The organism is Okeania sp., from assembly GCF_983059655.1.
On record NZ_CEZPJD010000172.1, the window covers coordinates 1 to 12,091 of the forward strand.

9 protein-coding genes are annotated in these 12,091 nt (G+C 37.2%); 2 read left to right on the forward strand and 7 right to left on the reverse strand.

The window, feature by feature from the left end; genetic code table 11:
* Positions 1-298: 298 nt before the first annotated feature.
* The 6 genes from AC3DU7_RS11975 to AC3DU7_RS12000 all read right to left on the reverse strand — a co-directional run bounded on the left by AC3DU7_RS11975 (position 299) and on the right by AC3DU7_RS12000 (position 6,674).
* Positions 299-1,237 carry a DUF1350 family protein gene (locus tag AC3DU7_RS11975; protein WP_488039575.1) on the reverse strand — a complete coding sequence of 313 codons (939 nt, stop codon included), beginning with the start codon at positions 1,235-1,237 and terminating at the stop codon, positions 299-301.
* Between the two features lie 458 nt (positions 1,238-1,695).
* Positions 1,696-2,613, reverse strand: coding sequence for an ATP-grasp domain-containing protein (locus tag AC3DU7_RS11980; RefSeq protein WP_488039576.1), 918 nt, complete (start codon positions 2,611-2,613; stop codon positions 1,696-1,698).
* Between the two features lie 210 nt (positions 2,614-2,823).
* Positions 2,824-3,552: a hypothetical protein gene (locus tag AC3DU7_RS11985; RefSeq protein ID WP_488039577.1), complete on the reverse strand. Its 729-nt coding sequence runs from the start codon at positions 3,550-3,552 to the stop codon at positions 2,824-2,826.
* A 14-nt stretch (positions 3,553-3,566) separates the two neighbouring features.
* Positions 3,567-4,346 (reverse strand): hypothetical protein, encoded by a 780-nt coding sequence (locus AC3DU7_RS11990; protein ID WP_488039578.1) that lies wholly within the window; start codon positions 4,344-4,346, stop codon positions 3,567-3,569.
* Positions 4,347-4,483: 137 nt separating this feature from the next.
* Complete coding sequence (locus AC3DU7_RS11995) at positions 4,484-4,726, reverse strand: helix-turn-helix domain-containing protein (RefSeq protein WP_488039579.1); 243 nt, start codon at positions 4,724-4,726, stop codon at positions 4,484-4,486.
* Between the two features lie 538 nt (positions 4,727-5,264).
* Complete coding sequence (locus AC3DU7_RS12000; RefSeq protein ID WP_488039580.1) at positions 5,265-6,674, reverse strand: IS1/IS1595 family N-terminal zinc-binding domain-containing protein; 1,410 nt, start codon at positions 6,672-6,674, stop codon at positions 5,265-5,267.
* Between the two features lie 343 nt (positions 6,675-7,017).
* On the opposite strand from AC3DU7_RS12000, the gene AC3DU7_RS12005 reads away from it, so the two are divergent.
* Complete coding sequence (locus tag AC3DU7_RS12005; protein WP_488039583.1) at positions 7,018-8,526, forward strand: UbiD family decarboxylase; 1,509 nt, start codon at positions 7,018-7,020, stop codon at positions 8,524-8,526.
* Positions 8,527-9,506: 980 nt separating this feature from the next.
* Here AC3DU7_RS12005 and AC3DU7_RS12010 read toward each other — a convergent pair.
* Positions 9,507-9,686 carry a hypothetical protein gene (locus tag AC3DU7_RS12010; RefSeq protein ID WP_488039581.1) on the reverse strand — a complete coding sequence of 60 codons (180 nt, stop codon included), beginning with the start codon at positions 9,684-9,686 and terminating at the stop codon, positions 9,507-9,509.
* Positions 9,687-9,850: 164 nt separating this feature from the next.
* Between AC3DU7_RS12010 and AC3DU7_RS12015 the strand changes: the two genes are divergently transcribed.
* Positions 9,851-11,641 carry an HAL/PAL/TAL family ammonia-lyase gene (locus AC3DU7_RS12015; RefSeq protein ID WP_488039582.1) on the forward strand — a complete coding sequence of 597 codons (1,791 nt, stop codon included), beginning with the start codon at positions 9,851-9,853 and terminating at the stop codon, positions 11,639-11,641.
* Positions 11,642-12,091 lie beyond the last annotated feature (450 nt).

Here is a 12,091-nt window from a genome sequence, read left to right on the forward strand (position 1 = left end):
AGAACTCCGTTCCGCTGTCGCGATCGACCGCTGTCTTGGTCGATTGGATATGGCGCAGGTTTCGGAGCCATCCCACCCAACGGGTGCGCTCCGAAGAGCGACCGCTGTCTTGGTCGATTGGATATGGCGCAGGTTTCGGAGCCATCCCTCGACCGCTTTTTATCCCCTTAAAAGGGGAGGCCCATACCCACGATTTTTCGGTAAATTAGGGTATGGTGTTAATCTTAATTACTTAGGAGTTAGGAATCAGGAGGGAAGAAAGAAGAAGAAACAAGGAATGTTAGAGCATATCAAAAGCTTAAAACTTAGAAAACGCCAGATCTTTCCTTTTTCCTTCTTCAACCAATAAATATAAAGCTACTTGTTCTAAACATCTGTGAGAGATTGGCTGAATAAATTTATCAAAAGGATTCAAATCAACAATATAGTTGCCTACTTTTATTCCCACTGGTTCTAAATGTTTTCCCTGTATTTCTTGATGTAATAATCCTCTATTTTTAAACGTATCTATTAACCAAAGTACATCACTTTTATCTTGAATTTCTTTACTTTTTTCTCGATCTGTGATACTCCCTGCGACAGTATCTTTAGTAAAAGAAATCATAGAAATTAACTGAAATAAATCGCTATCTTTAATCAAAGATTGAGTTTGTTTTCGATTGGGTTTTACCCCTAAACCAATTCTGTCTATTAATTTTGCTAAAGCAGGGATAGGTATAGCGCTATTCGTGTCACTAATATCTGGAGCGATTAACAAAGAATGCTGATTTAAAATAGTAGTTATACTAGGATGAATTTGATTAAAAATTCTTTCTACTTTTTCTACCTCGCGAGCATCAGCATATTTTCTGAGTTTGTCTTGCCATCCATTTTCACTCAGGAATTCTAGCAGCACAATATATTTACAGCCTAAACTATGACCAACCCAAAAATATTTTGAGGGGTCAGTATAGATATTATTTTTATAACCCAATTTTTCCGCAAGTTCTGGCATGGCTTTTGCTAAAACACTTTGTTCTTTTAATAAACTAATAGCAATAGGCCAGTGTTGGAAACTAAAGCGGAAAGGTAAAGCAATAATGCTGTATCCTTCAGCATACATTTGACTTAAGAAATAGCGATAAAAAATCGTTGGGAAACTGCCAAAAAAAGCTCCGCCGATAAATTGGATAACTCCACGAGGTTGAGGATGAAGTGCTACCCAACTGAAAGAAAGTGGTGTGAATTTTAAATTCATAATTTTATAGCGCTATGCGCTAGGGAATAGGGAATAGGGAACAGGGAACAGGGAACAGGGAACAGGGAAGAATTTAGAATTCAGAAGTTGTTTTTGTAACGGGTAAGAGTAGTTATGAGAAACAAGGAATTATAGAGGTTTTAATTTTGACTTATAACTTATAACTTACAGCGAATTCCTAGTATATGAAGTACAAAGATTAACAATTAAATGTTTGTAGTGCGGGCATCTTGCCCGCGACGAATTTACCTCATTAAAGGGGAATATGCTGTATAACTATTACTGTATAGTTAAAGTCTTAAGCTTATAAAATCTTACTTTTAACTTTTGACTTTTAAATTTTGACTTTTATTTGTAGCTCTATAAAATCTTACTTTTAACTCTTAACTTTTAAATTTGACTTTTATTTGTAGTTCTATAAAATCTTACTTTTGACTTTTGACTTTTGAATTTTGACTTTATAAAGATGCCAATAATCTAGCTATAGCATTACTAATAGGTTGATTTGTTTCTTGTTGATAATATGTAAATCCAGGGGAAGGATTAACCTCAAAACAGTACCACTCGCCCTCTGGGGTTTCTCGCAAATCTATCCCAGCTAAAGATAATTCCATTTCTGTCGCCATTAGTCTACATTTATTTTCTATATCTTTTGGTAAACGATAATTAAAAATTTCAGGAGCATTGGCAACTCCCGCGTAACGATAATCATCTGCAGCAGAATTAATAGCACAGGCAAATACATCTTCACCCACCACATGAACCCGATAATCTCTACCGGGTATATATTGCTGAAATTGAGTTGGGCAAGAAGCAACATTATCTAAACGTTCGGCGTGTTTTGGTCGTAACTGAGAAACCTTACTGCGAGTACTACTAACAGATTTGTAAATGACACTGCCATGGTCTTGCCAAAACTCATGTACCGCATTTGGAGTGGTAGTAACTAAAGTGTCAGGTACTTGAAACCCAAATTTACAAATCTGCTGTAACTGATACGGTTTAGAATTATTCGCTGCCATTGCTGAAGGGCGATTCAAAATTAAGGCAGAAGTCATTTCTACCCATGACAATAAAGCATTGTCTACTGCAGTCACGTGTTGCCAAGCATAACTGTCAGGCCCTGCTTCCATGATTTCTGGAAGTTTGTAAGAGTTGTGGGGACGCAAATAAACTCCTGTGACTGCACTCAAGTCTATTTTGTGAGTAGGAGTGCAGATTTCTCCTGTAATTTCTTCCCCTACAGAAAGCTTAACTTCGGTTTCAAGAATTTCTCGTTGGTTGAGCAGTACATGAGGTATACCTAAATTTTGTAATTCTTTTTGTACTGCTGCTAAAGGTGAATCTCCGGGTAATCCCCACAACAGAATTAACATTTTTTTTCCTCGTTAAAAAAGCGGCCATTTCAGTTATCAGTTATCAGTTATCAGTACTTCTAGCTGAAGTGCTATAAGCGTAGGTTGGGTTGACGTAGGTTAACCCAACCATAATCAGGCTTTGTTGGGTGTCACTTCCTTCTACCCAACCTACATTTTTAGGCGTGTCATTCTACTACTAATAGCGTTCATGCGTAAGTCCTAAAAAAGTTAAAAGTAAGACAACACAAGGTTTTTCCTTCTGCCTTCTGCGATAAAATACTCCAGAATGGCAGTAGCGATCGCTGGTTGAGAAATATCTGTCCACAAATTAGCATCAATAAATTCTGCTTCAGCATCAGCTTGACTAAATTGAACAGTTAACAACTCTACTCCAGCAGCATCAGCAAGACATCTGGCCTGATTTGCTAAGATAGCATCAACTTCACCAATGCAACGTTTTCCAATAACAGTTACGGTTGCCGAATTTTCTGGAATTACCTCTGGCAAATTTTCCTTCCCTAGAGCAATATGTTGATGCAGAGGACGTATAGACATCCCTACTTGGGCAGCAGCATAAATCCATTGGGGCGATCGCCAATTCGGTCCAAGTAGACAAGTGGGTGTCGGCCTGTTGAGCATTGGGCATTTTAGTGTATTTAGCCAGGAAACCAAAAATGCTGTCATTTCAGCAGCTACATAAGAGCGGTCTTTGGGAACAATATGAAAAAGTTCCTCTGGAAAAACTACAGGGAGGCGAGTTAACACACCTGTTATTTGTGCAACTTCTATAACTTTTCCTCCCACTACCGCCGTGGAATTTTTGGTATTTCCCAGATGGTGTCGCCACCCAACCACTGATAAATCTTCAGGGGTGAGTAGCATTACACCATCAGTTGCCGAATGTTCAACAAAAGACCGAGCAGACTTGTCATATTTACTAGCAATAACAACAAGCACTACTCTACTCCTTTTTATCCGTTGTTAACAGCAGTTTCACCAACAGCAGGACGCTCTTCAGAAGATATGAAAGCTTCTTGTGTTGCTAGACGTTGTCCGATGTTATCGATACTTTGAGCCATTAAAGCTAGTGTTTGTTGTACTTCATTTGCTTGGTTAGGGGTAACTGTTTCGATATTTTCTTTGGGATTTTTTTCGAATTCTTTGGCTTCTTTAATTTCTTTTATTTCTGGTTTTATTTCTTTAATATTTTTATCTGATACCAGTGGTCCAAGTTTAAATAAACTACTTCCAGTAGCAGTTGGTAAGGCATAAACCAATTGGTCAAAATCAGAAGCAATAGGTATGTTTTCACTGATAAATGTGCCTCGGTGTTCGGGAGTTAGTAGCACATTAATTTTCTCACTACTAGGAAAACGCAAAAATATTTCTACAAATCCACGAATTTCGACTGTATCTACCGTTGGATCGAGAGTAGTAATATCTGGCTGTAAAATCACTAATCCTGTATCGTGGGGAGCTATTCCTACATCAATAGTGAATTTTCGGGGGTCTGGGGTGGGAGTTAAATTGCCAAATACGTTAACACCAGCTAAGTCGCGAATAGTAATAGTATCAGCTACATTTAAGTTAGGTGTTGTCGCTGTAAATTGGAGTCGAAGCCTCAAGTTAGTGTTACTAGGATTAGCAATGGTTAAAAAGTAACCTTGGAGAACTTGACGGTCAGAATTAGGAATATTTCCTGCAGTAGGAGTGATAGTTTTTAAGAGTAGTTCAAAAGTTGAAACTAGCATTATTTGTCCTCAAAAAAAGTAGTGTTTTGTCATCAAAGATGATTGATAACTTTGATTTTTTTTGGTGTTTTTTGTTCACCTGTATCTACCTTAACCTGATAATTATCGAGTGTGTGGGACAAAAACCTAAAAGTGATTTACATTTTTCGCTCCGTAATGCGATCGCGTTGCCAACGTGCCAAAATTTCGGCAGCAAGACGACGAATAGGCCGAGATGGTTGCCGTCTTTGTGCTGCCCATTTGTCTATTGTATCTCTAGCCACTCCTAATATTAAAGCTAAGGAATCTCTGGTTAAACCTTCTCGAAAACTGAGCAATGTTAGAGGATCTATTTCCTGAGTTTCTGCTTCTATTCGTGAAATCACTATGGTTTTGGACATAAAAATTTTTGCCAAATTAGAACCTATCATTTATACTACTCTGGACTTACCCAAAATTCCGGTGTTATTTAGCCGCTGTATAGAGTGTCATGTAAGACACCATACAAGTTGAGTTACAGTGTAAGTCCTGTTAGTTTTCATATTTCTGAGACTGCTATTAGGTATGCACTACGATTGCCAATCGTTAAATAGATATCTGGCGTTCATCAAAAATAAAATCAATTATCGTGCAGAAATCATCAATTATTTCCCCCTATCTCTGTAAGGACTTTGCATGCAACGTCCCTACTCCCTAATTTCTTGTAGATATTTACTCTTGGGTTTACACAAACGATACCAGCGGACATAATATCAGAGATTACTTTTATAGGGCTAGGCATTAAGGTGAAGACATTTATAAATCCTGTTCGCGGAGCGTTTTCGCAGAAAAAATCCTTTGATAGTATGCTGTTCCCTGTTCACTATTCCCTAGCGCGTAGTGCTATAATATTTAACTTTTGACTTTTGACTTTTACCTTGCGCGGAGCGCTATACTCCCCTACTCTTGATTAGCGATCGCCACTTGATATTTATTACCAACTTTTTTCAAATTAAAGGCATTAGAAGACTTTAAAAAGTCGAGAAATTTACCACTTAATTTTAACTGTTTCAGGATTGTAGCAATAGAATGACTATATTGTTTTTGAAATTCTGTACCAATAATAGAAATGCAAATGTAACCAAGAGGAGCATGAGCAGCTAAAATTTCAATAATATTGACTAAGGCTTTTTCCAATTCTTCTGGAGAGCTAATTATCTGTGAATTTAAAGTCGGTACATTTTCGGCGATCGCCACTTGATATTCTTTAGATTTTGAATTTTTTTTCACTCTAAATCTAGGAGATGATTTAAAAAATTTATGCCGGTTACTATCAATATCTAAATCCTCTAAAATCTGCTCCATATTCTTCCCAAATATTTCCACAAATTTTTCATTAACTAATTTTAAGTTCACAAAAACTTGATTCTTCTTAACTGGAAGTTCAGAGATAATTTTCATCAATTCTTGCTCCAACTCTACTTCAGAATTAATCTCAGGTAAATCAACCATTTCTGACTGAATATTTTCCTCATTTTCAACTAATTCTGTAGCAATATTTTTAGCTGCTAAAATCTCCGCATCTTCAGAAACTACCTGTGATAAATTTTGTTTAGACTCTCGAATTAGAGAAATTTTACATCGTTTTTCTAATAAACTAGCAATAGTAGATAACTCAGAGCTGCGCCGACTAATTGACTCATTTTCCACTTGCAACAACTCTTGAATTTGCTCCACAAACTCTTCTAATCGTGGAATTTCTGTTGCCATTTTCAGGGAATAATGCCTCACCTCCAAAGTATTTCGATTTTCTATACTCAAAATATTATCTGGTTGTCTTCTCACCCGATAAACAATCAAACCTTGATTTTGTAAACTATTACAAAGATGAGTCAATAACCAATCTGAAGAACAAACAAAAACAGCTTTAGCATCAGAATATTGCCTACCAATAGCTGCCCCCATAGACATCATTTGAGCATCAGCACTATTTTTAGCTTCAGGAACATGAATAAGTTGATATCCACGCTCAAAAAGTTCTGCATCATATTTGCTCAAACTAGAGTTTTTCCAATTAGCAAAAGCCATCTTAACTTGTAAAGAATATTCAGAAATACTAGCTAAAAACTTCTCTGTATTAACATCAATTTTTAGATTTTCAACATCTAATAATAAAATTGCAATTCCAGCTTCGGGTACTTCAGTCAAAGTTTTTGGCTCAGATTGATTAACAAAAATTTCCTGCCCCATTTCTGATGTAGGTAACTCTGCCATAAACTGCCGACCACAATCTTTGCAGCGATAGCGTTGACGATTGTTAGGACGACCATTTTTGCGTAAAGATGTGGAACCACAAGTGGGACATTTCATTTCTAAGTCAAAAGTCAAAAGTTAAAAGTATTTAATTTCAAATTTTATGTGAATCATCAGAATAGGGTTGCTGATTTCTTGACATCCTCTCCTTAAAGTCAAAAGTCAAAAGTCAAGAGTCAAAAGTATTTGATTTCAAATTTTATGTGAATCATCAGAATGGAGTTGCTGATTTCTTGACATCCTCTCCCATTAAATCTTGCGATTATAACGGGAGATTCCCAAACCTAACGATTTAGGGAGCTATACAGAAACAAAGATGGAAAAATACTCTAACTCTCCCTATAGCCTCACCTCCCCTGATATCATAACCTTAGCTTGTTTAACAAAAGTTAATAAAATTATGGCCCGCGACTTAAGAGGATTCCTGAAAATTTTAGAAGACCGAGGACAACTATGCCGAATCAAAGCTTTAGTTGACCCTGACCTAGAAATAGCAGAAATTTGTAATCGGATGCTGCAAAAGGGTGGCCCTGGTCTCCTGTTTGAAAATGTCAAAGGGTCTGACTATCCTATAGCAATAAACTTGTTGGGTACAGAAGAAAGAGTCTGCTGGGCAATGAATATGGAAAAACCCCAAGAATTGGAAACCTTGGGCAAAAAACTGGGGATGCTCCAACAACCCAAACCACCAAAAAAGATTTCCCAAGCAGTAGAATTTGGCAAAGTTTTGTTTGATGTTGTCAAAGCAAAACCAGGGCGCGACTTTTTCCCTCCTTGTCAACAAGTAGTTGTTGAGGGAGACGCTCTCGACTTAAATCAAATTCCCATGATACGTCCCTATCCTGGAGATGCGGGTAAAATTATTACTCTGGGTTTGGTTATTACAAAAGATTGTGAAACAGGTACACCAAATGTAGGGGTATATCGGTTGCAATTACAGTCGCGTAATACTATGACAGTACATTGGTTATCTGTCCGTGGTGGGGCGCGACATTTGCGAAAAGCAGCAGAAAATGGTAAGAAATTGGAGATAGCGATCGCTCTGGGAGTAGACCCATTAATTATTATGGCTGCTGCTACTCCAATTCCAGTAGACTTGTCAGAATGGCTATTCGCAGGGCTTTATGGTGGCTCTGGTGTGAAGTTAAATAAGTGCAAAACTCTAGATTTGGAAATACCCGCAGATTCAGAATTTGTCCTTGAGGGTACTATTACTCCAGGGGAAATGTTACCAGACGGCCCCTTTGGCGACCACATGGGTTATTATGGTGGGTTGGAAGATTCTCCGGTGGTTAGATTTCACTGTATGACTCACCGCAAAGACCCAATTTATTTGACCACTTTTAGTGGGAGACCGCCGAAAGAAGAAGCAATGATGGCGATCGCTCTTAATCGGATATATACCCCTATTCTCCGACAGCAAGTTTCAGAAATTGTTGATTTTTTCCTCCCCATGGAAGCTCTGAGTTACAAAGCTGCTGTTATTTCTATTAAGAAAGCATATCCAGGTCAGGCACGAAGAGCAGCATTAGCTTTTTGGAGTGCTTTGCCACAGTTTACCTATACAAAGTTTGTTATTGTGGTAGACGATAAGATTAATATTCGCGACCCTCGTCAAGTAGTCTGGGCAATTAGCTCTAAAGTCGATCCTTCTAGAGATGTTTTTATTTTGCCGAATACACCTTTTGATAGCTTAGATTTTGCTAGCGAGAAAATTGGTTTGGGTGGTCGTATGGGAATAGATGCGACTACAAAAATCCCTCCTGAAACTGACCATGAGTGGGGTGCAGCTTTGGAGTCTGATGTTGATGTCGCTGCAATGGTAGATAGACGTTGGGCGGAGTATGGTCTAGATGATTTGAATTTGGCAGAAGTTGACCCGAATTTATTTGGATATGATATTCAGTAATTTTACTGGGTAGCAGTTTGCAACTTCTCGGAGGTACAAAATTCTGGGTAAAGTAGGCAAAATAGAAAAGCGATCGGAAGAGGCAAAAAGCAAGAAGCTTGATTATCGATCTTCGATGACGGAATTTATATCCCCCCTACCCCCTTTTTAGGGGGTATCAAGGACGGATCTAAGCACAACTTTTTTTGATCGCCACTAATTAACCGACATGATATTAAAAGAGTTCAAACTAGCTTAAAATCGGGGGAGTAGCGAACGTCAATTAGACGAAGAAATCAAGTATTTATGTATTAATTAGTTTCTTCTGATTTGATTTTTACATAAGGCCAATAAACGATGATAAACAAAGGTGTAAGTAGCTGGCAACTTAATAATAGATGTGCGGAATTTATAGTGTTTCTCACATAAATAGACTATAGTTGCTAAAGCATTTTTATTTTTCTACTTTCTGCTCCCTACTTCTTGCCCCCAGGCGCAAAAAGAATTATTTTGTAGTCTACTTAAAATAAAAATTTTGCAGGTTATGAGAATATCTATTGACAACTTAATATAAAGATTGTTAAATTATTATTGTACCGATTCATCAAATGAGTATATCCGTTAAAGTACCTACTTTAGATGGAAATAAAAAACATACTCAAAATTGGGTTTGAATCAGTTAGTTACGATTATTATTGTACTGATTCATAAAATTAGTATATCCGTTAAGATACTGACTTAGATGGAAAGAAAGAACATAATCAAAATTAAGTTTGAATGAGTTAATTTTGAGTTATCTTTGTGATACTATTAATTTAGCTAAAATTATATATAAATATTAGCTGAGATTAAGTTAGGTTTAATGAGTTATACTATGATTAAGTTACTTAACTCATGAATTAGAACCAAAAGATTATCATCCCCATCTAAAGTCCACTTTCATCAGTAAAACTTCATTTAAGTTAGGTAGTGTGTAAATACCTCTTCAAGAATGAACTCTGCTAATCAATAATTCCTAGATGCGCCTGTTTTCGTTTTAACTCTTTGTACAACTCAATAAATAAAAGTCTGCTGAGAGAAACCAATAGAGAAAACTGACAATATCTTCTATTGATTACTCGATCGCAGACTAATTGATGCCTTTCGCTATTTAAATATCGAATTGCTGTTTTTGATAGCAATTCTAGAGTTAGTTTGTGGTTCAGTTTTACTTAACTTAGCCACTTCATTCAACATGGATTATTTATAGACATCTACTACTCATTGTAATAGATTCTTTCTGTCTTGTTGGTGATATTAGTCATGTAAACTTGTGATTTTAATCACTCAAAAGGAGAAAAAACAATTGAGAAATAAATTCCTGAACAACCAATCCCTTCAAAAATCTACAGGGAATAAAAGTTCTTCATCTCTCTACAATCAGAGTCTCAAACTCAAAACTGCACCTAGTCTAGACAACAATTTCTTCATCGGAAAATCCCCATCTGCTCAAAAATCAAACCCAATAGTTGTTGGCGAGCATAATCTCACTCTCAAACAGGTTGCAAAGGTAGCAACATCAGGAGCGCCAGTTACACTAACAAAACGTCAAGATATCTGCCAAGGTATCCAAGACTCTTGCAACTATATTACCAATGCCATAGAAACCGGAAAATCAATTTACGGAGTCACTACAGGATTTGGTGGCATGGGTAATACAGCTATTTCCTGTGAAGATGCCGCTGCTTTGCAAGAAAACCTAATTTGGTTTCTCAAAACGGGAGCTGGAAATCGACTCCCCATTGCAGATGTTCGTGCTGCTATGCTGTTGCGGATGAACTCCCATACAAAAGGTGCTTCTGGTATTCGCTACGAATTAATCGAACGTATGGCGATATTCCTCAATGAAGGAGTTACCCCTCATGTTTATGATTTAGGTTCCATTGGTGCGAGTGGGGATCTAGTCCCTCTAGCACATATTACTGGAGCATTACTAGGTTTAGATCCAGCATTTACTGTAGATTTCAAAGGCACAGAAATGTCAGCTATTGAAGCTCTTAACCTACTCAAATTACCAACCTTGTCCTTGCGTGCTAAGGAAGGGTTAGCAATGGTTAATGGTACTTCTGTGATGACTGGCATTGCTGCCAATTGTGTAAATGATGCTCATTCATTATTTGCTGTAGCTATTGCAATTCACGCATTAATGATACAAGCACTGGGCGGTACAAATCAGTCATTTCATCCATTTATCCATGGATTGAAACCTCACCCCGGTCAAGTTTGGGTAGCAGAGCAAATGGTGAATTTGTTGTCTGGGTCTTATTTGAGTTGTGATGAGTTGAATGGTGACAATCACTTTGATGGTTGCGATTTGATTCAAGACCGTTATTCTATGCGCTGTTTACCCCAGTATTTAGGTCCTGTGGTGGATGGTTTGCGGGATATTGCTGGTCAGATAGAGATAGAAATTAATTCTGTGACTGATAATCCCTTAATTGATGTAAAACACCAAAGTAGCTATCACGGCGGTAATTTTCTGGGTCAATATGTGGGAGTCGGAATGGACCGATTGCGCTATTTTATTGGGTTAATTGCTAAACATCTAGATGTTCAAATTGCTCTGTTAGTTACTCCTGAGTTTAATGGTGGATTACCTGCTTCTTTGGTGGGCAATACTCAACGAAAAGTGAATATGGGATTGAAGGGTTTGCAAATTGCTGGCAATTCAATTATGCCGTTGTTGACTTTTTATGGGAATTCTCTGACTGACCGTTTTCCTACTCATGCGGAACAGTTTAATCAAAATATTAATAGTCAAGGGTTTGGATCGGCTAATTTGGCACGAACTTCGATTAATTTATTCCGACAGTATTTAGCGATCGCTTTGATTTTTGCTGTCCAGGCAGTGGAGCAAAAAAACCACATAGTTTTTGGTGATTATGATGTTGAAAAACACTTGTCACCTGGAACTAAATTGTTATATAATGTAGTCAGAGAACTGTTAGAAAAACCTGCATCAAAAGAACAGTCTTTGATCTGGGATGATTGTGAACAAAGTTTAGACATTTATATTTCACGAATTGTAGATGATTTGAGTGCTCCTGGTAAGCTTAGTCAAGCTGTTTCTAATATTTTTTCTGAGTTAATGAATTAAAAGTAATTAGAAAACTCTTCGTTTTTAGTTTTTTTTGAAAATTATGAGTAAATTTTAGGGCATACAATACTATCCCCTATATCTTTACTCATAAGAGGATGTATAGCGCTGTGCGCAGCTCATTTGGCAGCTTTGCAATAGGCAGTAGGGGGGATAAAAAGCTTATTATATAAAACTTTTAGCTATTGGACACCTCCTGAAATTTGTAAAGCAAGCCAGCGCACATTGCTATATTTCGGTTTCTTTCCTGCTCCCTCACTGTCATCACCATTATTCTTGCTGCTGGTTTATAGCTCCTTATTCAAATATCTGTCTGTACATAATCATTAATTAGCTATCAGCTTTTTCTTAGGTCATGCTCCGCTTTCCATTAGACACGCCAGAGAAGCTGATAGATGAGTGCTACTTCAAAAATAAATAGTAACTAATCAATAATAATTACTTTTTATT

Bases quoted from the DNA above. Each gene is read 5' to 3' on its own strand.
- AC3DU7_RS11975 (WP_488039575.1), bottom strand. From the start codon at position 1,237: ATGAATTTAAAATTCACACCACTTTCTTTCAGTTGGGTAGCACTTCAT.
- AC3DU7_RS11980 (WP_488039576.1), bottom strand. From the start codon at position 2,613: ATGTTAATTCTGTTGTGGGGATTACCCGGAGATTCACCTTTAGCAGCA.
- AC3DU7_RS11990 (WP_488039578.1), bottom strand. From the start codon at position 4,346: ATGCTAGTTTCAACTTTTGAACTACTCTTAAAAACTATCACTCCTACT.
- AC3DU7_RS11995 (WP_488039579.1), bottom strand. From the start codon at position 4,726: ATGTCCAAAACCATAGTGATTTCACGAATAGAAGCAGAAACTCAGGAA.
- AC3DU7_RS12000 (WP_488039580.1), bottom strand. From the start codon at position 6,674: ATGAAATGTCCCACTTGTGGTTCCACATCTTTACGCAAAAATGGTCGT.
- AC3DU7_RS12005 (WP_488039583.1), top strand. From the start codon at position 7,018: ATGGCCCGCGACTTAAGAGGATTCCTGAAAATTTTAGAAGACCGAGGA.